This is a genomic window from Pseudomonas sp. Y3 TE3536, assembly GCF_053629175.1.
Window position 1 is genome coordinate 4,216,663 of the sequence record NZ_JBRJHU010000001.1, and the last position, 25,543, is coordinate 4,242,205.

Annotated in this window: 24 protein-coding genes; 9 read left to right on the forward strand and 15 right to left on the reverse strand. The window is 59.0% G+C overall.

Annotation, left to right across the window (positions count from 1 at the left end):
- Positions 1–605: 605 nt before the first annotated feature.
- Both AB7M33_RS19180 and AB7M33_RS19185 read right to left on the reverse strand, forming a co-directional pair.
- A complete protein-coding gene (locus AB7M33_RS19180; RefSeq protein WP_454243329.1) occupies positions 606–2,573 on the reverse strand; it encodes a DNA topoisomerase III in 1,968 nt (655 codons plus the stop codon).
- A 98-nt stretch (positions 2,574–2,671) separates the two neighbouring features.
- Entirely contained in the window at positions 2,672–3,016 is a 345-nt protein-coding gene (locus AB7M33_RS19185) for a helix-turn-helix domain-containing protein (RefSeq protein WP_138736258.1), read from the reverse strand.
- A gap of 140 nt (positions 3,017–3,156) precedes the next feature.
- Here AB7M33_RS19185 and AB7M33_RS19190 point away from each other — a divergent pair, with 140 nt between their 5' ends.
- Complete coding sequence (locus AB7M33_RS19190; RefSeq protein WP_454243330.1) at positions 3,157–3,384, forward strand: hypothetical protein; 228 nt, start codon at positions 3,157–3,159, stop codon at positions 3,382–3,384.
- Between the two features lie 94 nt (positions 3,385–3,478).
- Here AB7M33_RS19190 and AB7M33_RS19195 read toward each other — a convergent pair whose 3' ends face one another.
- From AB7M33_RS19195 to AB7M33_RS19205, 3 genes are read right to left on the reverse strand one after another with little or no spacing between them, the layout of a single operon-like run.
- Positions 3,479–3,907, reverse strand: a complete 429-nt coding sequence (locus AB7M33_RS19195; protein ID WP_454243331.1) for a single-stranded DNA-binding protein — start codon at positions 3,905–3,907, stop codon at positions 3,479–3,481.
- A gap of 4 nt (positions 3,908–3,911) precedes the next feature.
- Complete coding sequence (locus AB7M33_RS19200; RefSeq protein ID WP_454243332.1) at positions 3,912–4,406, reverse strand: DUF3158 family protein; 495 nt, start codon at positions 4,404–4,406, stop codon at positions 3,912–3,914.
- On the reverse strand, positions 4,403–5,158 hold the full coding sequence (locus AB7M33_RS19205) for a PFL_4669 family integrating conjugative element protein (RefSeq protein WP_454243333.1): 756 nt from the start codon (positions 5,156–5,158) through the stop codon (positions 4,403–4,405). The genes AB7M33_RS19200 and AB7M33_RS19205 overlap by 4 nt, the downstream gene beginning before the upstream one ends.
- Between AB7M33_RS19205 and AB7M33_RS19210 the strand changes: the two genes are divergently transcribed.
- A complete protein-coding gene (locus AB7M33_RS19210) occupies positions 5,147–5,641 on the forward strand; it encodes a hypothetical protein (protein WP_454243334.1) in 495 nt (164 codons plus the stop codon). The two genes, AB7M33_RS19205 and AB7M33_RS19210, sit on opposite strands and share 12 nt — an antisense overlap.
- Before the next feature lie 86 nt (positions 5,642–5,727).
- Here the strand turns inward: AB7M33_RS19210 and AB7M33_RS19215 are convergent, their stop codons facing one another.
- The 9 genes from AB7M33_RS19215 to AB7M33_RS19255 form a co-directional block, all read right to left on the reverse strand.
- Positions 5,728–6,528, reverse strand: a complete 801-nt coding sequence (locus AB7M33_RS19215; RefSeq protein WP_454243335.1) for an STY4528 family pathogenicity island replication protein — start codon at positions 6,526–6,528, stop codon at positions 5,728–5,730.
- Complete coding sequence (locus AB7M33_RS19220; protein WP_138736135.1) at positions 6,522–7,073, reverse strand: DUF2857 domain-containing protein; 552 nt, start codon at positions 7,071–7,073, stop codon at positions 6,522–6,524. The genes AB7M33_RS19215 and AB7M33_RS19220 overlap by 7 nt, the downstream gene beginning before the upstream one ends.
- Before the next feature lie 16 nt (positions 7,074–7,089).
- The gene (locus AB7M33_RS19225) at positions 7,090–8,628 is read right to left on the reverse strand and encodes a ParB family protein (protein ID WP_454243336.1); all 1,539 of its coding nucleotides are present in this window, start codon (positions 8,626–8,628) and stop codon (positions 7,090–7,092) included.
- 13 nt (positions 8,629–8,641) lie between these two features.
- On the reverse strand, positions 8,642–9,517 hold the full coding sequence (locus AB7M33_RS19230; protein WP_138736137.1) for a ParA family protein: 876 nt from the start codon (positions 9,515–9,517) through the stop codon (positions 8,642–8,644).
- A 3-nt stretch (positions 9,518–9,520) separates the two neighbouring features.
- Positions 9,521–9,736 carry an AlpA family transcriptional regulator gene (locus AB7M33_RS19235; RefSeq protein ID WP_138736138.1) on the reverse strand — a complete coding sequence of 72 codons (216 nt, stop codon included), beginning with the start codon at positions 9,734–9,736 and terminating at the stop codon, positions 9,521–9,523.
- Between the two features lie 113 nt (positions 9,737–9,849).
- Positions 9,850–10,587, reverse strand: a complete 738-nt coding sequence (locus AB7M33_RS19240; RefSeq protein WP_138736139.1) for a hypothetical protein — start codon at positions 10,585–10,587, stop codon at positions 9,850–9,852.
- Positions 10,588–11,182: 595 nt separating this feature from the next.
- Positions 11,183–12,724 (reverse strand): GMC oxidoreductase, encoded by a 1,542-nt coding sequence (locus tag AB7M33_RS19245; protein WP_454243337.1) that lies wholly within the window; start codon positions 12,722–12,724, stop codon positions 11,183–11,185.
- A 15-nt stretch (positions 12,725–12,739) separates the two neighbouring features.
- Positions 12,740–13,732 carry a Gfo/Idh/MocA family protein gene (locus tag AB7M33_RS19250; RefSeq protein ID WP_138736141.1) on the reverse strand — a complete coding sequence of 331 codons (993 nt, stop codon included), beginning with the start codon at positions 13,730–13,732 and terminating at the stop codon, positions 12,740–12,742.
- 22 nt (positions 13,733–13,754) lie between these two features.
- Positions 13,755–15,053, reverse strand: coding sequence for a sugar MFS transporter (locus AB7M33_RS19255; protein ID WP_138736142.1), 1,299 nt, complete (start codon positions 15,051–15,053; stop codon positions 13,755–13,757).
- A 328-nt stretch (positions 15,054–15,381) separates the two neighbouring features.
- Here AB7M33_RS19255 and AB7M33_RS19260 point away from each other — a divergent pair, with 328 nt between their 5' ends.
- A complete protein-coding gene (locus tag AB7M33_RS19260; RefSeq protein ID WP_138736143.1) occupies positions 15,382–16,251 on the forward strand; it encodes a helix-turn-helix domain-containing protein in 870 nt (289 codons plus the stop codon).
- A 210-nt stretch (positions 16,252–16,461) separates the two neighbouring features.
- Here AB7M33_RS19260 and AB7M33_RS19265 read toward each other — a convergent pair whose 3' ends face one another.
- Complete coding sequence (locus AB7M33_RS19265) at positions 16,462–17,739, reverse strand: LacI family DNA-binding transcriptional regulator (protein WP_238341795.1); 1,278 nt, start codon at positions 17,737–17,739, stop codon at positions 16,462–16,464.
- 247 nt (positions 17,740–17,986) lie between these two features.
- On the opposite strand from AB7M33_RS19265, the gene AB7M33_RS19270 reads away from it, so the two are divergent.
- The 6 genes from AB7M33_RS19270 to AB7M33_RS19295 are packed head-to-tail and all read left to right on the forward strand — an operon-like array spanning position 17,987 to position 25,500.
- Entirely contained in the window at positions 17,987–19,573 is a 1,587-nt protein-coding gene (locus tag AB7M33_RS19270; RefSeq protein ID WP_138736144.1) for an acyl CoA:acetate/3-ketoacid CoA transferase, read from the forward strand.
- On the forward strand, positions 19,570–20,352 hold the full coding sequence (locus AB7M33_RS19275) for an enoyl-CoA hydratase/isomerase family protein (RefSeq protein WP_138736145.1): 783 nt from the start codon (positions 19,570–19,572) through the stop codon (positions 20,350–20,352). Before AB7M33_RS19270 ends, AB7M33_RS19275 begins: the two co-directional genes overlap by 4 nt.
- Positions 20,267–21,865 carry an aldehyde dehydrogenase family protein gene (locus AB7M33_RS19280; RefSeq protein ID WP_454243338.1) on the forward strand — a complete coding sequence of 533 codons (1,599 nt, stop codon included), beginning with the start codon at positions 20,267–20,269 and terminating at the stop codon, positions 21,863–21,865. The genes AB7M33_RS19275 and AB7M33_RS19280 overlap by 86 nt, the downstream gene beginning before the upstream one ends.
- A gap of 56 nt (positions 21,866–21,921) precedes the next feature.
- Positions 21,922–22,707 carry a 3-ketoacyl-ACP reductase gene (locus AB7M33_RS19285; RefSeq protein WP_138736146.1) on the forward strand — a complete coding sequence of 262 codons (786 nt, stop codon included), beginning with the start codon at positions 21,922–21,924 and terminating at the stop codon, positions 22,705–22,707.
- An 8-nt stretch (positions 22,708–22,715) separates the two neighbouring features.
- Complete coding sequence (locus AB7M33_RS19290) at positions 22,716–24,353, forward strand: GMC family oxidoreductase (protein WP_454243339.1); 1,638 nt, start codon at positions 22,716–22,718, stop codon at positions 24,351–24,353.
- Positions 24,328–25,500 carry a dihydrodipicolinate synthase family protein gene (locus AB7M33_RS19295; protein ID WP_454243340.1) on the forward strand — a complete coding sequence of 391 codons (1,173 nt, stop codon included), beginning with the start codon at positions 24,328–24,330 and terminating at the stop codon, positions 25,498–25,500. The genes AB7M33_RS19290 and AB7M33_RS19295 overlap by 26 nt, the downstream gene beginning before the upstream one ends.
- Positions 25,501–25,543: the final 43 nt, after the last annotated feature.

A 25,543-nucleotide genomic window follows, 5' to 3' on the forward strand; every position in this document is an offset into this window, starting at 1 on the left:
ACGCGGATCGCACTTGGGGAGAACCACCCGAAACGGGCATAGCCTTGAAGGTTCTGGCTACCTGGGCGCTGTCAACGACAGCGGTGTGCAGCCCATCTATAAAACCTCGGGAAAGGTCCGTCAACTGCGGATTTAGCGTGATTTATGCAAGCGGAAGGGAGTGGCTTTCAGTGGATTCTTCGAGTCGAAAAAATAGCCCGACGGTCGTCAGGCTAGGAGGAGTTGGACCACGTTTGACCCGGCAATCGGACACCGGGGCTCGTCGCATAACCCCCGCTATCGATCCACCTGAATCAACCGACCCTTGTCGTGGCCTGGGTCGGAATCAACTGGCACGCATCCGCGCACAAAAGGTGCCCAGTGTTTCGCCGGCGGGCACCGGAGCTGAGCATCGTCGCCGAAGCGGATGACCTGTACGACCTGGCATAAGTCGTACAGGTCATCCGCCTGGGTCACTTGAAAACGCTGAGAAGCGATCCGAGGACGCTGTGTAGTGTGGCTCCGAACTCTAAGAGTCCGACCGAGCTGCCCGGAGCGAATCGGTCTTTGGTCGCCAAGCGGCGAGGGGCCTGATCACTACACCAGCGCCGCTGGCCCGCGTCAAGTTATGCGTCTTTCGAGCATTTGGGCTTGGCCACCGGCTTGGTGCCCTTGCAGTCCGGGTAGCGGGTGCACGACCAGAAGCTGCCGGTGCGGCCCTTGCGCTGGCGCATGGCGCTGCGGCAGACCGGGCAGTGCGGCCCTTTGACGGGAGTTGGGCGCAGGGTCAGCGAGGCGTGTGAGCGGACCAGGCGGATCAACCACTCCGCCTGCTTGGCAAGAAAGGTGTCGACGCTCAATTGCCCCGCTTCGATGCGGTCCAGCGCCTGCTCCCACAGTGCCGTCAGTACCGGGTCAGCCACCTCCGGCGGCACTGCTTCAATCAAGGTGTGGGCTGCGGCCGACGCCGCCAGGCTGCGTTTCTTCTTGGTCAGATACCCGTGGTCGATCAGTCCCTGAATAATGGCCGCGCGTGTCGCCTCGGTACCCAGCCCGCAACTATCTTTGAGCTTCTGCTTGAGTCGCGGGTCTGCGACCTGGTTGGCGATGGTTTTCATGGCCTTGACCAACGTGCCCTCCGTGTAAGCCTTGGGCGGCTGGGTACGCTGGGCGATCACCGTGGCGTCCGTCAACGCCACCACGGCGGATTCGCGTAGCGTGGGCAAACGCTGGGCCTGTTCGCCGGCCTCGTCGCCGTGGCTTTCGTCGATCACCGCCTTCCAGCCACGGACCAGAATCTGCTTGCCGCGGGCCAGCAGCGGGTCGCTCCCACTCTGCAGCAGTACCTGCGATTTCAGGTATTCGTGCTCCGGCAGAAATTGCGCCAGGTAGCGGGCGCGGATCAGCGCGTACACCGCCTCTTCGCGCTCGGTAAGCTGGGCCAGGTCCAGGGCCACGGCGGTGGGAATGATGCCGTGGTGCGCGGTGATCTTGCTGCTGTTCCAGGCGCGAGAACGGCGGCAGGGTTCGACCTCTTGCAGTATCTTGCCCAGGGATGGGCTGGCGGCGGCCAAGGCGCGAAGGATGCGCGGCACCTCGTCGAGCATGCTTTCGGGCAGGTAGCCGCAGTCGGTGCGTGGATAGGTCGTTGCCTTGTGGGTTTCGTACAGGGCTTGAGCGGTGGTTAAGGTCTCCTGCGCACCTAGGCCCAGCTTGGCGGAGCAGATCTCCTGTAAGGTGCCCAGGTCGAACGGTAGCGGCGGTCCTTCGCGGACGTGCTCGACATCGATGCGCTGAACGCGCGCCGTCGCCTGCTGGTTCAAGCGTCGAGCCGCTTGCTGCGCCGCGACCTCTTGAGTGCAGTGGCCAGCGGCGTCACAGGCGGATTCCGGTGGCTGCCAGCGGGCTTTGAAGGTTACGCCTTCCGCCTCGATCTGAGCATCGACGTTCCAGAACGGCTGCGGCACAAAGCTCGCGATCGCCCGGTCGCGTTCCACTACCAGGCGCAGGGTCGGCGTTTGCACCCGTCCCACCGGCAGCAGACCCTCGAAGCCGGCACCGCGGCCGAGCAGGGTGAACAGCCGGCTCAGGTTGATGCCCACCAGCCAGTCGGCTCGAGAACGGGCCAACGCGCAGTGGTACAGCGGCAACGTCTGCTCACCCGGACGCAGTGTGGCCAACGCGCGACGGATCGAGACATCGTCGAGCGCGGACAGCCATAGGCGCAGAATCGGCCCCTGGTACTGGCAGCGTTCGAGAATCTCCCGGGCAATCATCTCGCCTTCGCGATCGGCGTCTGTGGCAATGATCACCTCGCTGCAGGTGTGCAGCAGCTGGTTGATTACCTTGAGCTGGCTGGCGACCTTGGGCTTGACCACCACTTTCCAGCGCACGGGGATGATAGGTAGGTGCTCGAGCGACCAGCGTTTGTAATCGCCGTAGGCTTCCGGCGGCGCGGTTTCCAGCAGATGCCCGACGCACCACGTCACGGTGATACCTTGCCCCAGCAGGCAGCCGTCGCTGCGACGGTTGGCCTGTAGGACGCGGGCAATGTCCCGGGCTTGGGATGGTTTCTCGCAAATAAACAGGCGCATGGCTTGGCCCTCTCGGTGAGTACCGACAGGGTGGCGGGGTGCTACGGGAGTGCTAGGGAAAATGCGATGGCGCCGCGCTCATATCGGCGGGGACAGGGCTACTTGCGTTGTGCGAGGTGGCTGGCCAGCGTTTGTAGAAACTGCAGGGCAAACTGCTTATCCGCTTCGCTCAGTTCCTTGATGATCGAGGTGATCTGCTGACCCTGATCCTGCGGGCGCGGACTGATGGCCAACAGCAACTCATCGGCAGGGCAGCCATACAGGTCGGCCAATCGCAGCAGCTTACTGACCGAGAGCTCGACCTCGCCACGCTCGAGACGCGACACGGCTTCACCGGAGATCCCCAGGTGCTCACCCACCTTCGCCTGGGTCAGATCGCGGGCGCGACGATACTCCGCCAACTGGCGACCAATGTGATGTGGGCTAGGCTCTTTCACTGGCAACGGGGGCACTCTCCAATTCGACCCATATGGTCGACCAGCCACCCAAAGATATGAACGACCTGAAAGGTTGACTGCCAACCCTATGAGGCGTATCACCGAAAATACCTGTAAGACCCGCCCGTCACTACGGAGGAAAGCCCTTGCACGGATCAAACCAGCGTCAGACGGATGCGCTCGCGATCAAGGCCTACGAGTTGTTCATGGCCACCCATCTGGAACCTGACAATGCCGAGGCGCGTGCCACGCTGATCGCCTGGGTTCAGGAAAGCCCGGAGCACTGGCAGGCGTTCCTTGCCCTGGACCAGTACCTGGCAGAGGTGTCGCATGTGTTGCACGGCGGTGGGGAAGGGAGGTCGCGGCGGAACTGAACAGCGGCCGATAGCCGGGATTGCCCGCCGGGCAGGCCGTATGAACTCCAGTGGTGTCGCGCGGCGGGCGCTCGTTCCATTAAGTACCACCTGATCAATCGCCCTTGCGTGGAGCTTTCTTGCCGCCCCCTTTGCGCCCGGAACCGGCGTTTTCCTGCGCTTTTTCACGCATGGACACCGACGCCAGGCGGTGCGGCAGAATGCCGATGCGCCGAGCCTCCACCTTGAAGGTCACCCGCGCGTTGTCCTCGCTGTCCTCCCATTCCTCCTTGACCGTGCGGCCCTCAACCAAGATGCGCATGCCTTTCTGGTACAAGGTGCTCCAGTGCTCGGCGTCGCGGTGCCACAGTTCGACCGGGGCCCAGTAGCCGCCGCGGTCCTCGTAACCGCCTTCGCGCGGCACCGGGTTGTCGAAGTAGACGTTCAACCGCAGCAAGCGCCGCGGTTCATCCGGGTTGGTGTTGAACTCCTGATATTCCGGCACGCTGCCGATGTTGCCTTCGCCAACAAATAACGTACTCATGGGGCTACTCCTCGGTGGGGGAACAGGAAAGGGCGTGTTCGGCGGCCTCGAGCTTGCTGACACCGCTGCTGGCTTGGCGATACAGCGATTGCAGGCTGCTCATCTGCAGGTTCAGCACCACGCGGTTGGTCTCCAGTTGGTACAGTGCCTGCCGCAGTTCCGGGTGCAGGTGCGGATGAACCACCGCTGTCTGCCACACCTGCACGCCCATGCGCTGAAAGTCAGGACTGCGCCAGCGCAGAAAATCGGTGCCCGTCGCGCTGTGCTGGATGACCAGTCGCAGGTCCAGCAATACGAACGGCGGTTGCGCCATGATCGCCAGCATCACTCCCATCAGTTCGGCGACCTGAGTCCGCAGGCGCAGGATCGTGTCGGCAAACTGCTGCAGCTCCCCCTTACCCTTAAAAGGCTTTAAAAGGCCTTTTAGGGAGGCACCTTGTGCGAACCCGCGATAGGCATCCGTCGACAAGCGTCGGGCAATCGCCTCAGCCAAGGTCATGCGTCACCTCCTTCGCCTGAGACGTCCGGTAGAGGTGGCTCTTCGGCCTCCAGCGATTCAGTCGGCTCAGTTACAGAGCCCTCGCTGGTGCGCATAATCGGAGGCGCGAACTGGGAGCGGCGGGTACCTTCGAGGATGTCCTGCGGTGGGATTCCAAACTTCTCGAGGGCCTCACGGGCCCGGGCGTTGTTGGCGGCCATATCACCCCGAGTGACGCCCGCCAGGCGGGAGTTCTGGGCCAGGCCGAGCAGGCTGCGCAGGTGATGGGCGCCGCCATCGATCCAGCTTTCCATGTCGACCCGGCCGATCAGCGCGGTGTGGTGGGCGAGCAGCACACGACGGACCAGGGTGTCGTAATCGGTGAGCAGGTAGACCGCGAGAAAACCGAGCTGACTGCCGATATACAGCGGCAGCGTCACCGGGTGGATATTTAGGTTGTCACCGACATCGACCTGGGTGGGCAGGTCGCGCTCCACCTGGCTGACCTGGTGGACCAAATTGCGTATCTCGGCCTTGGTCTGCAGCAGCTTTTCCTCCAGCTGCAGCATGAACCAGTCGGCGTAGGGGTCATCCTGGCTGCTGGCTTGCTTGAGCAGATTGGTGACGGCGATGTAGCCAGGCATGCCGAGGATGGGGTGAACGCCCTCGCGGCGGGAGCGACCCTGCCACAGCCGCGCCGCATGGTGGGTGTGCAGGGTCAGGGTGATGCTGCTGCGCAGAGATCCCAGGTTGAGTTGGTAGTGATCGGCCATCGTCAGTACCTCGCCGTCGGAATGACGCCGACGATGGGCTGGTCCGTGAAGGCCTACGAGCATCAACACGAAGATGATCAGGTCGCTTTTTGCAGGCAGTGGACGTCACTGGAAATGATTGCAGAGGCATTGATTCCACCGACGGCCAGCCTACGTCGGCGCACGGACCCCGCGACAGCGTTGCTTGAGTTCTTCGAGGCAGGAAAGGGCGAGGGGAGAGGCAGTACGCTGGCCGCCACGGCGGGATGGTTCGGTGGGTGGCTGTGGCATGGGGTCGGACTTCGCCGCCCGCGAAGGGGGGAGCGCCGAGATCGACGTATCAGCGCGAGCGGCCCACAAGGTGAATTCGCCCTGGCAGGCTCGCTTGATCAAACCCATCAGGTAGGCGACTGGTTTGCGGATCTCTCCGCGGGCGCAGCGCACCGCTGCTTCATTGATTACCGCTTGTTGCTGTTCCGGCTCGAGCTGACGCATTGCCTGTGAGGCCATGCGTCGCTCGGTCGGGTTCAGCGGTAAGTCTTCGGGCCATCGCGCTCGACCAAATTCCACTTGCCCCAGTACCGTACTTTTTATGCTTTTGTCTTTCTGTACTGTACGGCCAGCGTCGGCATTCCGAACATCAGCCAAAACCGATGCTTTGCCGCGAGGTTCGGAATCGGTCGGGGGGCAGTGCAAGAATCTCGAACGGGGTGGCACTCGCCGGGTTCGGAATTTTCCGTATCGCTACACGTCAGCGGCAGCGTCTGCTGTCGCACCGGCGGCACTGCGGCGACTAGCTGGTCCTTGGCGACCTGGGCCACCTGTTGGTCGGCCTGGATTTCTTCAATGACGTGCAGTGTCACATCCCGCACGCCTTTGGTGGCATGGCTGAGGTTCTGTTGCAGCAGCGCCGCGTATCCAGTGTCGAGTTCAAGCTGCTCGGCCGGGGTCAACGGATCGCCGTGCAGCACGTAGACACAGCCACGCAGGCAGCCCTTGGCATCACGTGAGCGGTCGACCAGGCTGAGCCAGCGGGTGGTGCGCAAGACGTTGAGTGCGCGGGCAATGGTCTCGCGTGAGGCTTGTGTGCCGCAGGGACTGGTGGCCAGATACGGTTGCAGGTCTTGGTAGCGCGGGGTTCTGACCTTGCGCTCGGTGATGAGCCAGCGCAGCACCTGCCAGGTATTGCGCTCAAGGGGTGTCAGTCGGCGATCCAGCAGCAGCGCCTTCGGCAGCGGATTGTTGTCGCCGTAGTAGATGGTGCGCACCGCTGGAGTCACCTCAGACTCAGCCAGCTTGGCCTGCGCCGCTTGCCATTCATTCCGCCGGCGCAGTGCGTCGTAGCACTGGCGCACCACGTCCTGCCAGTCGACTTCGTAGAAACTCAGCACGGTGCACCTCCGTACAGTTCGACCTGCTGCCAGACAAGGGTGAGGGTGATGTGTTGCTCCTCGGCCAGCATCATCATCGTGTCCAACGGATCGTTGTCGGGATCCTCCGCCCGCAGTTGGCTCCAACGGTTCCACACCGCATGCTCTTGGGCCTCGCTAAGTTGAACCGGTCGGCCGCGGTGGGTCTCGATCTTAAGCACGCGTCGGCGCAAGGCGGTTTCCGAGTGGTCCAGACCAAAGCAGCGGTACATGATGTTGGAGCTCGCGCCCAGCTTGAGCGCCCGGTTGATCAGCCGCTCGTTCTGCTCGTCACGTTCGGCCTGGGTGATCAGGCGACGCAGCACCGTGGTATCAACCTTGACTTCCACCCAGGCGATCGACGAATGCGCCAGGTGCGAGAGGGTGGTCGGCGGCAGCGACTGCAACACCTCGATGTCCTCATCGGCTAGGCCCAGGGCTTTGCAGCGCTGCAGTCGGCCATGGCGCAGCTCATGCAGCACCTGATTCAACATGGCATGGTTCAAGAGATTGAAGGTCGTGCTCATGAGGCGGCTCCTCACGTTAGCGAGTGGTCGACAGCGTCAGCTCAATCAGCTGCCGGGCGTGGCGAATCAGTGTGAACACCTGCTCGAGCTGGGCGTCAGGGAGTCGCTCGAGACCCACCGTGAGCGCAGGCCGCTCGGCAAAGGGCAGGTCATAGGCACCGATCAGCAGCTGTCCGAACAGCGCGGCTGGCAACTGCTGACGTTCTTTCCAGCTCACGTCGTCCTGCAGCCGTAGCAACGCTGATAGCAGCAGCTGAATGCCAGTGTGACGGGCACTCATCTGTTCGCCGTGTTCGGGTGCTAGCGTGAAACCCAGGCCATCCGAGTGCGGATTGACCATGGTGCCGGCATCGGCGTACGCGGCGAGTTCGGCCGCGAGCGCGGCGCATCTCACGCGCAAGGCACTGAGGTCATCCTCTGGCAGAGGCTGGAGTGGCGCCGATTCCACCGGCGCCTGAACTGACTCAGGGTCGTCGGATCTTTCGTCGAACGGCGGTTCGTCACTCAGTGCCTGGCGGATGTGGGGAAGACGTGGCTCATGCAACGGGGTGGTGTCGCCACCGCTAGCGTCCTGATCAGCGCTGGGAAATTCAGACGCTGGTTTGGGGACCTCTTCCATGACCAATGACTCCGGCGTTGCATCGGGGGGTAGGTCCTGGAGCAGGCGCGGGGCGGCACTCGACTGAAGCGGCGAGGGCTGGTGCTCTTGGTGTAACTCCAGAGCCAGCAGTCGAGGTGTCTGCTTGAGGATCACCGACATCCTGGCCAGCAGTTCGTCCTGTAACTCGCCCGAGTCCAGTTCGGGCTTATTACCATCATACATCGACAGTACTTCCAGCCAGAGCAGCATGAACTGTGAGGCGTCGCCGAAATGCTGGTTCCAGATTGACTCCGCCCGGCGCCGCAAGCTAATGAGCCTTGCGATGGTAGGTTTACCAAGGCCGGCGTACAGCACCTGCGGAATGGCAGGCAGCAGGTACTCGAGCGTGTCGAACATGCGGCTGATCTGCGATTGTGATATCGGGTAACCGCCTTGGCTTAGGCGTGAAGAGAGTTCACGCTGACTCAGTGACTCATCACCGCCCTGAAGCATGCCCTGCAGTTGCGCCACGGCCAGGGCCCGCTCAATGAAGGTGAGCTGGCCATGCAGATCGCTTTCGGCCAGGTGCCCGAGCAATGCATGGGCCTCGGATTGCCAGGGCCGAAACAAGCAGTGGATGCGGAAAAATCGTTCTTCGCGGGTTTCCTGCCAGAGTTCACCCAGGATACTCAAGCGCGTGTTGCCACCGTTGCGGATGATGAAGTGCGGTTCGTTCGGGCGGCGGGTGATGGAAGGTGGCTGATCCAGCCCGCGTTCGCGGATTGAAGCCTTGATGTCATCGTAGAGCGGATTGCGAATCACGCGTGGGTTCAGCTCATACGGGCGCAATTGCTCAAGGCTGACCACCATCGGAGTATCCGCTATCGGTAAAGACGAAACCTCGCGGTCGGGAGCTTGAGGAAAATGCGCCTGCTGCAGCTGACGCGTAATATCTTCGGATGTTGGCGGCTTCATTAACCATCCTCCGTTAGCCGCGACGGACCAGTTCGTATCCAGCAGACGGTTGACCTGGCACGTGCACTCCCAAGGCAAATAGCTGTTCGGTCCACTGAGGGAAGAGCTCCACTGCCAGCGCGCGCATCACCCGGGCAGCGCAAGGACTGCGGCTGCCGGAGGGTGACCTCGGTTCCACCCGGTGAACGGGAAGCCCCAGCGAGGCCGCATTGGTGTAGGCCACGCGATCGGGAATCGTCGTGGTGCAAACGGTGACATGCGGATCGGTTTGGAAGGAAGCTTGCAGGCTCTGCATGATCAAGCGGGTGTCGCGGCGATTGGTATTGACCTGGTTGAGCAGCAACTTCACCGACGGCAAGGCGACGCCTAGGTAGCGGTAGGGCTCCAACTCCTCGAAAAGACCCAACGTGCCACGGCGAAGTTCGCGTGCGGCGAGCATTTCCGGCGGGACAGGACACAGCGCGCAATCGGTGGCAAGAATCACCATCTCGACCACGACGCTGCGGGCGCCCTGGGTATCGATGATCAGCACATCGTATTGATCCTCGAAGGCGGACAGCAGGTTGCGCAGCCGTAGCCGACCATCGGCTGCGTGTAAGAGCAGGGTGCTGATGTGCCCAGCGCAGTCGTTGGACACGATCAGATCGAGGTGTGGAATGACGGTGGTGGAGATCACCGACTCCGGTCTCGTGAGCCCCTGCGCGATGAGTTCGTAGCTGCCGGCTTCACGAGGTTCGCGCAGGCCGTAGTAACTGGACAGCGTTGGCTGGCTGTCTAGATCCAGCAGCAATACACGGAGGCCGGCATCGGCAAGTAGTCCACCCAGGTTAGCGGCGACGGTGGTCTTGCCCGCGCCGCCCTTGGTCGAGATCAGCGAAAGGACGTCCATTATTCAGTCCCCGCTGGACAGCCGGTCTTGAACCCACTGTTCTATTTCCAGCGAATCCCAACCGACGGCACGGGTACCGATGCGTCGGCATTGCGGGAATTGGCCGGCCTTCATGAGGTTGTAGATGTGCGAACGTTTGAAGCCGGTTTTCTGCTCCACCTCATCGCGGCGCATGATGTGGCGGTCGACAGGGAGAGATGCAGCGCTGGTCGGTTGCATGATGTCACTCCGTAGCGCCAGGTGGCGCGTGGTGGGATGTGACAGTCAGTGAAGGCTCGCTGTATGGAAAAAACATTGTCAGGCAATGGCTGGCATCGCCTGACAATGCAGTGTCAGGCCCGAAAAACCTGTGCGAAATGGCGGCGAGCCTCGGCAAATCTCCGATCAAGAGTACTTTTGCTGAGACCGCTCACCCCAGGGAAACGGCGGGTGATTTCGTCTACCAAGGCTGCTTGGCTTGGATAGATTGACTGGACCCGACCGCTTTTCGATTTGCCCAGAGTGGCTTCCAACACTGCGCCCACTAGAGTGTTGTGCGCCCCCTCGGAAGTCTCGGAGGGTATCCCGCAAGCCTCGAGTCGTTCAGATAGCTGTGTGTTGAATGCCATAAGCTCGGCCATTTCTTCCGTTGAGGCCGCAAGTGCTTGACGCATTTTTTCTATGGCGCGCTGAGAAGCCTCCAATTCGGCCTGTTTTACCAAGTACATGTTCAGGCTGATGCACTCCGAGTGATCCAAACTTGGGGAAAAGAGAAAGGCGGGCTTCTGATCTGGGAAGTTGCGTATGAACCAGACCAATAGATCGGCACGCCGAATGCAGCAAAACTCGCGGTGGAGCTGATTGGCAGCGGTGATTGGGCATCCCAGATATGTTGCAGGCAGATCACCGCAGCCAATGGCGTCGTGAATGCACTCGATGGATTTATGCAGAAGTGGCCATTGCGGGAAATGTTTAAGTAGGCTGCCAGGCGGGGAGAGATCGACTCTCAGGATCTCTTCTTCGTGGTCAGTAAGGTCACACCAGAGAATCGCGGCTTCAATTGGATGATAGGAGCTTCTGATCGAGAGCATGGCGCACAGCCTCCTGCTTTATTCGTCCTAATCGCTGGCGGGGGCATCGCAGGCCTCTGTCAAGCGAGCCGATTTCCATAGACCATTTCATGATCCAAAGGTGGTGACAATACGTTGATCGTTTGGTTCGAAATGTATCACGCGAGTGCGACAGGTTTCGACGCGCCGCGCCGCAATAAATTGCACATTTAGAAGTTTAGTAATGCATTGCACTCAATATCTGAAATTTCTGAGATATCATCGGTACTAGGGTTTGAAAAGCAGCGGCGTAACGAATTGGCTGGGAGGAAGCAAATTCTAAGTAGGTGATCGTATGCTTCATGCATGGTGCTAAAAGTATAAAAAATTCGTGAGGTGATCAACTGTGGCGATATCGAGGGTTAGTTTGACGTGCTCAATGCAGTAGCAATATAACCATTTAACTGTAGGGGTGAGTGCCCGCAGCCATATGTGAGAACTGTTTCAGGAAAGTTGGCTCAGTATTTTTCGATACCCTTGTCTCTCACGCGCTTTGAGTTGATGTAGCCCTAGTCATCTGTTGAGAGTTAGGGTAGATGGCCTACAGTTTAGATCTGAGGCCAGGTCCCCACTAGGGCTAGATAAGCGCCGATTCTGGCTCAACCTTTGCTCTCGCCTTGAGATCGACCTTGGCAATGTGGTCGGCTACTCGAAGAGCCTGGGCGGCTATGGTGAGGGATGGGTTTACTGCCGCCGAGGTGGGCATGAAGCTGGCGTCGACGACGAAGAGGTTTTCGTGGTCATAGGCTCGGCAGTAAGTATCAAGCGGTGAAGTGGCAGGGTCGCTACCCATGCGCACGGTACCGCACTGATGGGAGGGTGTGCGCTTGTCGAATGGGCGTGCCAATACCACGGGGAAGCCGGCTGCTTTCAGTACCTTCTTGAACTTCGCAACCAATGCCAGGTGAGCATCCCAGTTCGTCCGCTCCCACTTCAGCACGATGCGATCACCTTGAACTGTTACCCGGTTCTCGGGTGAGGGAAGGTCTTCGCTCATCGCGTAGAAATCGATGCAGTGACGACTGAACTTGCTCAATATCCACTCGGGCACCTGCGGCATGCTGCCCTTGAGGATACTGCCCGAAACCCGGCCCAACAGTTGAATGTTGCCCAGTGGGAAGCCGCCATTACCATCGGATAAGTAGAAATCGTCCAAGGCAAACGTCTTCTGGTAAACAGAGTCGTTCACGTAGCTAGGGCTGAAACCGATCACCGCGGATGCGTTGTGGTTCATGAAGTTTCGGCCCACCTGATCCGAACTGTTGGCCAGGCCGGTTGGATGGTTAGCATCGGCAGAGCGCAGCAGCAGTACGGCGGACTGCACTGCCCCGGTGCTGAGGATCACAGTACGGGCACGGATCTGCTGGAGAGATCCGTTCTTCATAAACTCCACAGCGCTGATCGGACCATGCCTCTTATCCACCTTCAGTGCGGTCACACGAGCGCCCGTAATGAGGGTGACGTTCTCGTGTTCAAGGGCGCCATTAAGCGCCGCAGTCTCGGCGTCGAACTTGCCTTCGTCGCAATGAGGGTGGGCATCCCATGGAGTGGCGCGATGACCCAGCCAGCGATCAATGTCCACGCCTAGTGGAAGCGAGTAAGGCTTTAAGCCGTTTGCAGCAAGGCGGTTGCGGACTTCGGCGATAGCCGGTTCGTCGGGAACCGGAGGGAAGTCGTAGGGCCGAGAATGAACGGGTTCAGTAGGGTTCTGCTGTGCATCACCGCGCACCTTGTAAAGTGTTTCGGCTTGGCTGTACCAGGGCTCTAATTCTTCGTAGCTGAACGGCCAGGCAGGGGAGATGCCCTCCTGGTGCACCATCTCGGCGAAGTCTTCCCTGCGATACCTTGCGAGCACCGCGCCGTAGAATTTCGAATTGCCACCCACGTTGTAGTAGTTGCCTGGATTGAAGCTGTTGCCATTTTCCTCGTACCACAGCTCTTTCGGACGGAAAAACTGCTTCTGGAAAATGGCACGCTGATCACAGTGCTCCGGACGATGAGTCAGTCGCTCACCTGCTTCGAGAATCACGATGCGGGCACCGGTAGGCGCCAGGCCTGCGGCCACGGTTGCTCCACCGATACCGGAGCCGATGATCAAAATATCTGGGCACTCATTCATATCTACCTCCAAACCTCAAACGCTTACAGGCACGGCTTTGCCTGTAGCAGCTGCCTCAACCACGGCGATGCCGGTGGCCAGAGACCAGATACCATCCAGGCCAGACGCTGCAGGCTGAGTGCGTCCAGCAACTGCTTCGCTGAACTGACGGAAACCTGCCTCATAGAGATTGTGGTGTTCCAGAATCAGGTGGCGGGTGCCCTCAGCGTTGATCAGCTGAACCTGGCCAATCGGTCGTTGAGTCATGACGTCACGCGCAACCAGAGTGCCTTCGGTACCGATAATCTCGAGACCGGTTTGGCAGTGCTTGGCGGTAAAGGAATCGTGGAACTGAGCCAGCAAACCGGACTTGAACCGCATGACGCCCATGACAGAATCTGGTGCACCAGTCGTGCTCATTTCACCAGTCTGGGATAGAGCCGTGACTTCGACAGGATCGTCTCCGAGCACGTAGCGCAGGGTATCGGCGTCATGCACAGTGATGTCGAGAATGACCCCGCCACCGTCCGCCGCTTGTTCAATACGCCAGCCCTGCAAGTGTGGCGGCAGAGATACGGCGTGGAAAACTCGGGCAGCCAGCGGTTTGCCGATTTCACCTGCCTGGATGGCGCTGCGCAGCGCGGTGTGAGATGCAGCGTTGCGCAGGTGGTGGTTGGTAGCGAATACGACGCCAGCCTTTTCCGCAGCCTCAACCATGTGCTTGGCATCTGCGACGGTCAAGGCGAGAGGCTTTTCGCACATCACATGTTTGCCGGCTGCAATCGCCAGGAGCGCCTGCTCTTTGTGCAGGTTGTTCTTGGTCGAGATGTAGACAGCTTCTACTGCGGGGTTCGACAGCAATTGATTGATGTCGCTGGTGTAGTGGGTGATGTCGTTGTCTTGAGCGTACTGCTTTGCCCGGCCTTCGTCGGAGCTGAGCACCGAGACGACGTCGTTACCAACAGAGCGAATTGCTTCGATCACCCATTCTTTGGCGATGGTGCTGGCACCAATCAATCCCCATTTCATACTTGTCTTCCTGTTGTATTTATCAGTGGCGAATCTGAGAAGTGGATGCATCCGAACGGCGGGTATAGAAGCCGTAGAGAGCGATGGCGGCGTAGCAGACAGCCGGTACCATCAGCGATAAGGCGAGCGTGCTCAGGTCAGCCGCAAAGCCGGTCAGCGGAGGAACAATGGCGCCTCCAACGATGGCGCAGCAGATCAGCCCAGAACCTTCGGCGGCTCGAGCACCCAGACCTTCCGATGCCAGGGCAAAGATGGTAGGGAACATGATGGAATTGAACAGCCCAACCGCCAGGATTGCCCAACCTGCAGTCGCTCCCGTAGAGGTGGCGGCGATCATGATCAGCAGAATTACCGTGCCAGCGGCAGCAGCGAGGATGAGGCCTGGAGCGAATCGGCGAAGCAGCACGGCACCGATGAAGCGACCAACCATCGCGCCGCCCCAGTAGTAGGCGACATGCTTGCCAGCCAACTCGGCATCAAAGCCGAAGGTGCTGTCGAGCATCAGGAAGTTGGTCAGCAGGCTTCCAATGGCTACTTCAGCACCGACGTAGAAGAACAGGCAGGCGGCACCGAATGCGAAGCGTGGGCGTTTGAGCAGATTCAAAGCAGCCAGTGGATTCGATGGCTTGGGATTCGAGCTGGCAGGGATCTGTTTGCGTTGAGCCCACACGACACAGGCAACGACAAGCAGAGCTGCAGCGATGCCGGCGTAGGTATTACTGATTACCTCTGCCTCTTCAGCCAGGAAAGCTTTCAGCGCCTCTGGTGCAAGGGTCGCCGGATCAACAGCGTTCAGGCTTCCTAGAATCAAGATTGCGCCGAGGAAGGGTGCGATGGTAGTGCCTAGCGAGTTAAATGCATGGCCAAAGGTTACTCGGCTGTGAGCAGTTTTGGCTGGGCCAAGAAGGCTAATCAGCGGGTTGGTAACAACTTGAACGACGGTAACCCCAGCGGCAAGAATAAAAAGGGCACCCAAAAACGCGGCAAAGAGACCAACCTTTGTCGCTGGGATAAACAATAGGCAACCCGCTGCCATTGTCAGAAGCCCTACCACAGCAGCACGCATATAGCCGATACGCGAAATGAGAATACCGGCAGGGACTGATGCGATGAAATAGGCGAAGAAGAATGCTGATTGCACGAGCATTGCTTCGGTGTAGCTTAGACTGAACAGGCTTTTAAGCTTTGGTATCAGAACGTCGTTAAGGCTAGTGATACTGCCAAAAATGAAAAATAGCGTGAACACGAAAAAGCTCAGGCGTTGTACTTTGCCTTTTGTAATGGTGGTGCTTCCGGCGTCGGCGGGATAAACAGCTTGCATGGCATCCACTCCCTATATCTTCTTGTAGTAGGAAAGGAAATTTAGGTAATACGACTCTTCAGAACTTCTTGTTTGAAGGTCTTTTGGGCTATCAAAAAAGAGTGCGTCTACTTGGGCTAAGAGTTCGTGGACGACAGAAGGCGCTTACGCGCCGAGGGAGGAAGGGTGAGCAGTTAGTGTGCATGGCAAAGTCCTCTAAGGATTTTTATTGTTAGGAGCGAGTGAAGACAGAATGCTCCCGTTTAGTCAGGTAGGGGAGTGTGTCCAGAAGCGTTGAGTGATACGATTGTGGCGTCTAGATGTTCCTCCGGAGTTGGATCAAGTCGCTATGAAGCCGAGCTATGAGAAGGTTCCGACCGTCCCTACCGCCTCTTGGACGCTACTCAACCGCCGCCTTCGAGACGAGATTCCCTTCGAGTGGCACCACCACCCGGAGTACGAGCTCACCCTTACGCTGAACAGCCGCGGGCACCGCTACATCGGAAGCGATGTGCAGCTTTACGACGACTGCGATCTCACCTTGGTGGGTCCTAATGTCCCTCACAGCTGGTGCTCAGCTGAGCTGATTGAAGACAACAAACCGCACCATGCGTTGGTGATTTGGTTCTCTGAAGCCTGGGCATCCTCCCTAGTTTCACTATTTCCAGAAATGTCGCCGATTGGCAATCTTCTGGCGGCAGCCCAATGCGCCGTGTCTTTTAGTCCCAACGTTGCTCAAGAGCTGCGACCAACGATTGAGCGGATGGTGGAGCAGAACGACCCAGAAAGGCTGGTGGCGCTTTTACACGTCCTGATCCGCCTGACCCAGGATGAGGATGCCCAGCGGATAGTGGCCAATGAGGATTCGGTTGCCGCACCCACTGCAGACGATTCAAGAATTCACCGGGTGCTGGATTACATCCATGCGAATTTTGCTCAACAGCTCTCGATTCCCGAGCTTGCCGACATGGCCTGTGTGAGCGTCTCCGCCTTTCATCGGATGTTCAGACGACATACCCGCAGCAGTGCTCTGGACTACATAGCCAAGCTCCGGGTAGGTCGCGCTTGCGCCCTGCTGATGGAGGGTGGGGCGGTCATCTCCCTCATTTCCGAAGAGGTTGGCTACACTTCCGTCGCCTTCTTTAACCGGCAGTTCAAGGCCCTGAAGGGGATGACCCCAACGGAATTCCGCAAGCTCCACGGTCACCACTTCAAGTGATCTGAGGTTCAGGGTTAAGACCAGAGCGATCAAGGAAGCTATGGTAACGACTGCGCCCCAATACCGCCGATGTAGTCACCTAGCTGGCCGTTGTCACGGGACAGGCCCAATGGGACTGTTATCAGCCACAGTGTGTCCCACCAAGTTCTGATGAGGTTCACCAGATCCTCGTTTGTAAAAGTGACAGAGTTGGACGGCTTTCTGGCTCAACTAGGGACGGTGTCCTCCGCAGCTGTTGCGCACGATCAGTTTCGGCTTGAGCAAAAACTTCATCGCCGGAGCGTCTGGGTTCTTGAGCCGGGTCATGAGCATTTCGCTCGCCACCTCTCCAAGCCGCTCGGGCTCGAGTGCCACGGTGGTGAGGGGAGGGTTGCAGTACGCTGAACTGGCGACCCCGTCGCTGCCGATCAAGGCGATGTCCTCACCAGCTTTGAGTCCGCGGTTTCCCAGTTCGCTGAGTGCGCCAGTCGCGATCAGGTCGTTGTAGCATACAACGCCAGTCGGACGGCGCTCCATGTCAAGCAGTCGGCTCATGCCATCCTTGCCACCGGCCAGGCTGATAGAGGTTTCAATCATCCATTCGGGGTTTGGCGTGATCCCACTTTTCTCTAAACACTCGATGTACCCGTGTAGGCGCTCCATGCTCACTGCATAGGTGCTGTTGCGTCCGATGAAAGCGATGTGCTGATGGCCTAGGTCGACCAGATGCTGAGTGGCAAGCCTGATCCCTTCGTAGTTGTCTGCTCCGACGAAGTCGGTCTCCTGGCCTTCAAACGCACGCATCACCGTTACGAACGGAAGGCCCCACTGGCGCAGCGAAGCGACCAAGTCAGGAGGCGTGCCAAAGGTGGGGCAGATTATGATTCCAGCTGCCTTCTGCTCCCGCATTGAGCAGAGCACCTGGCGCTGTACCTCCTGGTCTTCGGCGGTGTGGGCCAGTAGGGTGATGTAGTTCGACTCAAGCATCTTCCGCTCGGCGCCCACCAGCAGCTCCACGAAGAAGGAGTTGCTAAGGTCATTGACCACCATCCCAATGACGTTGGTGACCCCTTGCCGGAGATTCGCAGCACTGCGGTTGTAGACATAGCCGAGCTGTTCAGCCGTCGCTCTCACCTTTTCGGCGGTGGTTGGGCGTACCAATGGGCTGTTGTTCAATACCAGCGATACCGTGGATTTCGACACGCCACTGGCCTTGGCGATATCGGTGATGGTGACCTTGTCGTCGCTGGATGGGCTGCTCACGTAAAATCCCGGTAATTGGCTAGGAACGTTCCAAAAATACCAATTTTTCTGACCGTTCCGCCAGTCGGATGTGATGTCAGTCAAGCCTTGCGGCCTGTGCGGATCCGTTTGGATGTCTCCGCCAGTCATTCCTACATGGTCTGAGATGTGTTGACGAAGTGTATTGACATGAGAAATCGCACGTTTTACATTTTTGGAACGTTCCAAAAACAATATGGAACGATCCAATAACAAAAAATGGTGCATGCCATGAAAACTCTCCACTCTCTGCTAGCCATGCTCCGTTCGCGTTTCGACGCGACCGTCACGTCACCCTCTTCGATCCCCGATGGATCTTCTAAGCCTGATCTCGCCGCCCAGTGTCTCGAATTGGCCGACCCCTTCACGGGCGCCTTGGGCTTGGCATTCCTGGCTAGTCCCGCAAGCGTCAGCCCCCGGTACTGAGTCACAGACTCGGGAGCTGCAATTCGAACCCAACACGGCGTAAGGATTTATGAAAAAGCTCATCACTGCGGAACAAGCCGCAACCCTGATCAACGACGGTGATACCGTAACCGTCAGTTCCTCCAGCGGCCTAGGTTGCCCAGATTCGGTACTGGCGGCTTTGGGGCAGCGGTATCATGACACTGCTCATCCCGCTGGGCTGACGATGGTTCATCCCATTGCCGCGGGTGACATGTACGGCATCAAAGGTATCGAGCATCTGGCTCAGCCTGGGCTGATCAGCAAAGTGATGGCTGGCTCTTACCCGAGTGGGCCGTCGTCGCTGCCAATGCCTGAGATCTGGCGGATGATCACCGACAACGAGATCGCGGCATACAACGTGCCTAGCGGCATTCTGTTCGACCTTCACAAAGATGCAGCAGCCAAGCGCCCAGGCGTTCTGACCAAGGTCGGTCTGGACACCTTCGCTGATCCGGCTCGTGAAGGCTGTGCGATGAACGCACTGGGTGCAGAGAGCCCCATCGTCCAGAAGGTGAACTTCGCTGGTGAAGAGTGGCTGTTCTTCCCAACCATCGTTCCGAAGGTGGCCATCATCCGAGCAACCACCGCGGATGAACGAGGCAATCTCTCCTACGAGCATGAAGGCGGGCTGCTGGGTGCACTGGATCAGGCACTGGCCGTGCGTAACAACGGCGGTATTGTCATCGCCCAAGTGAAGCGGGTTGTCCGCGCTGGTTCGTTAAAACCTCACGATGTCCACGTGCCATGCAACCTGGTCGACCACATTGTTGTGGCTGCGGATCAAATGCAAACCACTCAAGTCGTCTACGACCCGGCAATCAGCGGCGAGATCCAGCAGCCGGACTCCTCGTTCGACTTCGCTGCCTGGGGCGCGGAAAAAGTTATTGCTCGCCGTGCAGCCATGCAGGTGGAGAAGGGCATGGCCGTCAACCTCGGCTTCGGCATCTCTGCGAACGTACCACGGATCCTGCTAGAAGAAGGCCACAACGGTGCTGCTACATGGGTCATCGAGCAGGGTGCCGTCGGCGGCATGCCTCTGCTGGGCTTCGCCTTCGGTTGCGCAGCCAACGCAGACGCCATCATGCCGTCTTCGGCTCAGTTCACCTATTTCCAGGGCGGCGGCTTCGACATGACGCTTCTGTCTTTCCTGCAGATCGACCGCCATGGAAACGTTAACGTTTCGAAGCTGCCGGGCAAACCGTACCTCACTGCAGGTTGTGGTGGCTTCGTGGACATCACCACGCACGCCAAGCGGATCGTGTTCTCCGGCTTCTTCACTGCTGGCGCCAAGCTCGAAGTGGGCAACGGCGAACTGCAAATTCTGCAGCCAGGTAAGTCGCGCAAACTGGTCGAGGCAGTGGATCACGTCACATTCAGCGGCCGCATGGCGCTTGAGCGTGGTCAGGATGTGACCTACGTGACTGAACGCTGCGTAATGAAGCTCACTGCTGAAGGCCTCATGGTTACTGAGCTCGCACCCGGTATCGACCTTGAGAAGGATGTACTCGCCCAAGCCGAGTTCCCACTGCTGGTCGCCGAGAAGGTGGGTGTCATGCACCCAGCCCTGTTCACCGACGCCCTGATGGGCCTGCAACTGAAGGAGCGTCAAGCATGAGTGCTGAAGGCATCGTCTCCCTTGAGATCCAGGGTCACGTGGCAATCGTCACCCTCGAGCGTCCAGCGAAGCTGAACGCCCTGACACCTGAAATGATCACTGCGCTGGGTAATGTTGCGAGTGATCTCGACAAGTGCACTGACCTGCGGGCTGTAGTGCTGACCGCCAGTGGCGAACGCGCATTCTGCGTTGGCGCAGACATCCGGGTTTGGTCGGGCTTGCAGCCTCTTGATATGTGGCGTCAGTGGGTTCGCGATGGGCATCGAGTCTTTGATGCCTGGGCCAATCTTCGCTTGCCTGTTATCGCTGCCATCAACGGCCACGCGTTCGGCGGCGGCTTGGAGCTGCTAGCGGCTGCGGACATTCGCGTCTCTGAGCCTGCTGCCACATTCGCCCTCCCCGAGGCCGGAATCGCTACTTGCCCAGGTTGGTCGGGCACTCAGCGTTTGGTCAAGTTGATCGGCCCAAGCCAGGTCAAGCTCATGGCTCTGACTGGTCGCCGGATTGATGCGCTCGAGGCGCAACGTGTTGGCCTGGTTCAGGACATCAGTGAGGCAGGCGGTGCACTGGCGCATGCCTTGGACATTGCGAAGCAGATCAGCAAGCAGGCACCTATCTCGGTGCAGCTCACCAAACAACTGATCGACGCCGGCACGGGGATCAACGTTGCCGCCGTACTCGAAGGCATGGCAGGTGCCCTGGCCGCCACCACTCTCGACGCCAAAGAAGGCTTGGCCAGCTTTTCTGAACGTCGTCCAGCGAATTACAACGGAGTCTGATATGAAGTTTTTGACCGTAGACAACGCAGCAGAAATCATCGGCAAGCCATACCACGGCAAGATGCTCATTGATGGTGTTTTTTGTGAAGCAGCGAGTGGCAGCAAACGCGAACGCCGCAGCCCGGCTCACGATGTGCTCGTTGGTGTTTATCCCGAAGCAGCTCAGGGCGATGCAGAGCGCGCAGTCGAAGCTGCCCGTGCTGCTTTCGACGCCGGCACCTGGTCGAACCTGTCCGGCCGTGAGCGCGCTGACTTCCTGCTGAAAGTTGCAGATGGTATCGCTGCTCGCGTCGAAGAGATGTCGCTGATCGAGAGCCTGGAAACTGGCAAGCCACTGACCCAAGCACGTGGTGAGGTCAGCGGCTGCATCGATCTGTGGCGCTACGCTGCCTCCCTTGCTCGTACCCTTCACGGTGAGAGCTACAACACCCTGGGCGATGCTCACTTGGGCGTGGTGCTGCGTCAGCCGGTAGGTGTCGTATCCATGATTACTCCATGGAACTTCCCGATCTGGATTCTGAGCCAGAAACTGCCGTTTGCTCTGGCTGCCGGCTGTACTGCGGTCATCAAGCCAAGCGAGCTGACCACCGGCACCACCGTCATTCTCGGTGAGATCCTGGTTGAAGCAGGCCTGCCGAAAGGCGTCGTCAACATCGTGACCGGCCCAGGTTCTGTTGTTGGCCGTCCTCTGGTTGCCCATCCGAAAGTCGACATGGTGTCCTTCACTGGTTCCACCAAAGTTGGTCGCATGATCGCTTCCGAAGCGGGCGCTGCACTGAAAAAAGTCTCCTTGGAGCTGGGCGGCAAAAACCCACAGATCATCTTCCCTGATTGCGACTGGGAGGCTGCAGTCGATGCTGTTGTCTTCGGCGTGTACTTCAACGCCGGCGAATGCTGCAACAGCGGCAGTCGCATTCTGGTTCACAAGGACATCGCTGCTCGTTTCACTGAAGCAGTTATCGAGCGTGCTCGTCAGGTACCCGTGGGTGATCCACTGCACCCAGAAGTCAAGGTTGGCTCGATCATCAGCGAAACCCAGCTGGGCGATATCCAGGCAGCAATCGACAGCGCATTCAGTGCCGGCGCGACCATTGCCCTGGGTGGCGGTCGTCATGAGACCGACCGTGGCCTGTATCTGCAGCCGACCATCGTCACCGACGTTACTCCAGAAATGGCCATCGCTCGCGACGAAGTCTTCGGCCCAGTGCTGGCAGTGCTGACCTTTGACACCGTTGATGAAGCCATCGACCTGGCCAACAACACCTGCTACGGCCTGTCGGCTGCTGTGTGGAGCAAGGATATCGACACCTGCCTGAAGGCTGCTCGTCGCATCGACGCCGGCACGGTCTGGGTGAACACCTTCCTGGATGGTTTCCCAGAACTGCCGTTCGGTGGCTTCCGTGATTCCGGCCTGGGTCGTGAGCTCGGCCTGCATGCAGTCGAAGACTATACCGAGCAGAAAACCATCCAGCTTCACATCGGTGAGCGTCAAAACTGGTGGCTGCCGAAGTAACGGCGAGAAGCATTTGATTAAAAATTGGAACGTTCCAATCGCTGAGTGATGCAGCCATGACGAATAACTACAAAAGCAAAGAACGACCCATTGCGCTGGTAACTGGAGGACGTCGCGGCATTGGTGCCGCGATTGTTCTGCGCCTGGCTCAAGACGGGTTTGATGTAGCGTTCACCTGCCGTAACGAAGACGAAGTTGCCCGTGAGCTGTGCGCTGAAATTGAAGCGCTCGGTGGCCGTGGCTTGGCAGTAGCAAGCGAATTGCAGAGCCTCGAAGCTCACACCGATCTTCTGGAGCAGATTCAGGGATGGGGCGCCAGCATCGACTGCCTGGTCAACAACGCGGGCATCGGCTCGCCTTCCCGCGGCGATCTGCTGGTCATGAAGCCGGAGGCTTTCGACCTGGTGCTCGAGACTAACCTGCGGGGAACTTTCTTCCTCACCCAGGCGGTTGCCAAGCAGATGATCGACAACCCATCTCCCCACCCTCGCAGCATCGTGAATGTTTCGAGCGTGAGCGTGGAGCTGGCATCCCCTGAGCGCGGTGAATACTGCATGTCGAAAGCGGCACTTGGTATGTCCACCAAGCTCTTCGCTCTGCGCCTGGCAAGCGAAAGCATCGGCGTTTTCGAAGTGCGTCCTGGCGTGATCCGTACTGACATGACTGCAGGCGTTGCAGAGAAGTACGAGCAGCGCTTCAAGGATGGCCTGGTACCGATGGGCCGCTGGGGTGAAACCAACGACATCGCCTCCATCGTCAGTTCCTTGGCATCGGGGCAGTTTGGGTTCGCTACGGGCTCTGTCATTCACGCGGATGGCGGCCTTGCCATCCCTCGTCTGTGAGTACGGCCATGAAATTCGACTACATCATTGTCGGTGGCGGCTCCGCAGGATGCGTGTTGGCTAACCGGCTCAGTGAAAGCCCGAGCAACAAGGTTCTTCTGCTGGAGGCTGGCGGGGCTGACAGTCACCCGTTCTTCGCTATGCCAGCCGGCTTTGCCAAGATGACTAAAGGCCGTGGCTCGTGGGGCTGGTCGACAGTTCCTCAGAAGCATCTGAAGAGCCGCGTGCTGAATTTCACCCAGGCCAAAGTGATCGGTGGCGGCTCCTCAGTCAATGCCCAGATCTACACCCGTGGTGCAGCTGCGGACTATGACGAATGGGCGAGCGAGTGTGGTGCTGAGGGGTGGGCTTATAAGGACGTTCTGCCTTACTTCAAAAAGGCTGAGAACAACCAGCGCTTTGCCAACAAGTACCACGGCTACCAGGGCCCGCTCGGCGTTTCGAACCCGATTAGTCCACTGCCAATCTGCGAAGCGTTTTTCCAGGCGGGCCAAGAGATGGGTATCCCGTTCAACCCTGATTTCAATGGGGCTGAACAAGATGGTCTGGGTTACTACCAGCTGACCCAACTGAACGCCAAGCGCTCGTCGACTTCCGTGGCGTATTTGCGCCCTGCGATGAGTCGCTCGAACCTCACGGTCATGCTGGGAGCTTTTACTCGCCGCATTGTGCTGAACGGAAAGCGCGCCGTGGGCGTCGAGGTTGTGCAGCAAGGCGCCGATCATCCAGCGCTATTTGAGGCTACACGTGAGGTGATTCTCAGCAGCGGCGCAATCGGCTCACCCAAGGTGTTGATGCAGTCCGGGATTGGCCCGGAAGATCACCTTCGTGAAGTCGGCGTGAAGATTGAGCATGCCTTGGAAGGGGTTGGTAGCAACCTGCAGGATCACCTAGATCTGTTCGCCATCGCCGAATGCACCGGGAACCATACCTACGACCCATACGGCAAGATCCATATGGCTGCCTGGGCCGGTCTGCAATACCTTCTGCTGAAGAAAGGGCCGGTGGCCTCCAGCCTCTTTGAAACGGGTGGGTTCTGGTACGCGGATCCTTCCGCACGTTCCCCGGATATTCAATTCCATCTGGGCTTGGGTTCGGGCATCGAGGCAGGTGTCGCACACATGACGAACCCAGGGGTGACCTTGAACTCGGCGTTCCTGCGCCCCCGCTCGCGAGGAACGGTGCGCCTAGCCAGTGCGAACCCGGCTGATGCTCCGCTCATCGACCCGAACTACTTCGCAGATCCGTATGACCGGGAAATGTCCCTGCGTGGCCTGCGTTTGGCTCGGCAGATCCTCGCGCAGCCAGCACTGCAGCGGTACGTGCTCTCCGAGAAGCTGCCTGGCCCTGAAAAGATCTCCGACGAGGAGCTCTTCGAATACGCCTGCGCTAACGCGAAGACCGACCATCACCCAGCGGGTACCTGCCGTATGGGGCACGGTGACGATGCAGTGGTATCCACCGACCTGAAAGTCCACGGACTTGAAGGCCTCCGTGTTGTGGATGCCTCGATCATGCCGCGAGTGAACAGCAGTAACACCAATGCGCCGACCATCATGATCGCCGAGAAAGCGGCTGATCTCATTCTTGGCAAAGCCCCCCAGACTGAGGAGAAGTTCCGTGAATATTCTGTTGCCCACGCTTGATGGCCGCATTGAGCGCTACGACCTGAAAAATGCAGACGCACCGCTCGCCAAGTTCGAGAAGCGCCCGCTGAGCCGCATCGCTTACGCTGCCGCTCATGTCGTGATCGATCCTGCTCGTCCGGCAAATCCATGGGACGAAACAGTCGCTATCGACTGGGACAAGACTTTGGGCTTCCGTGAGTATCTGTGGAGCCTGGGTTTCAAAATCGCAGAGGCCATGGACACTGCTCAACGTGGCATGGGTCTGGGTTGGAAAGAGTCCGCAGAGCTGATCCGTCGTAGCGTTACTCATGCTCGCCAGATTGAGGGTGCAGACCTGAGCTGTGGCGTAGGCACTGATCAACTGGTCGTTACACCGTCGACCACCCTGGACGACGTACTGGCCGCATACCGCGAACAGTTCGAAGTGGTCGACAGCGTTGGTGGCAGCGCCATCCTGATGGCAAGCCGGGCCCTGTGCGCTGTGGCCAAAGGTGGTGAAGACTACGAGAAGGTCTACTCGACTCTGCTCGGCGAGGCTCGTCAGAAAGTCGTTCTGCACTGGTTGGGCGAAGCTTTCGACTCCAACCTCCGCGGCTACTGGGGCAGCACCGATGTGCCGACCGCGATGAACACCGTGCTGTCGATCATCGAGTCCAACGTGGACAAGGTCGACGGTATCAAGATTTCTCTGCTGGAAGCTGAGTGGGAGATCGAGCTTCGCCGTCGTCTGCCTGAGGGTGTGAAGCTCTATACCGGTGACGACTTCAACTTCGGCGAACTGATCGCAGGTGACGCCACTCACCACTCACACGCGCTCTTGGGGATCTTCGATCCAATCGCACCGGTTGCAGCTCACGCGCTGGCTGCCCTGACCGACGGAGATCTGGAGCGCTACCACGCACTCATGAACCCGACCGTGGCGCTGTCTCGTGAAATCTTCAAGGCCCCGACGCGCTACTACAAAGCAGGCGTTGTGCTGCTGGCTTGGCTGAACGGCCACCAGGATCACTTCACCATGCTCGGTGGCATGCAGTCGGCTCGTTCGCTTTCCCACTACAGCGAAGTCTTCCGTCTGGCCGACCAGGCCGGCGTTTTGATCCAGCCTGAGTTGGCAGTAGAGCGGATGAAAGGTCTCGCTTCGGTGTGCGGCGGCATCACCGGCTAATCGATGATGCACAACGGCACAGGGTTCGTGATCGCGAACCCTG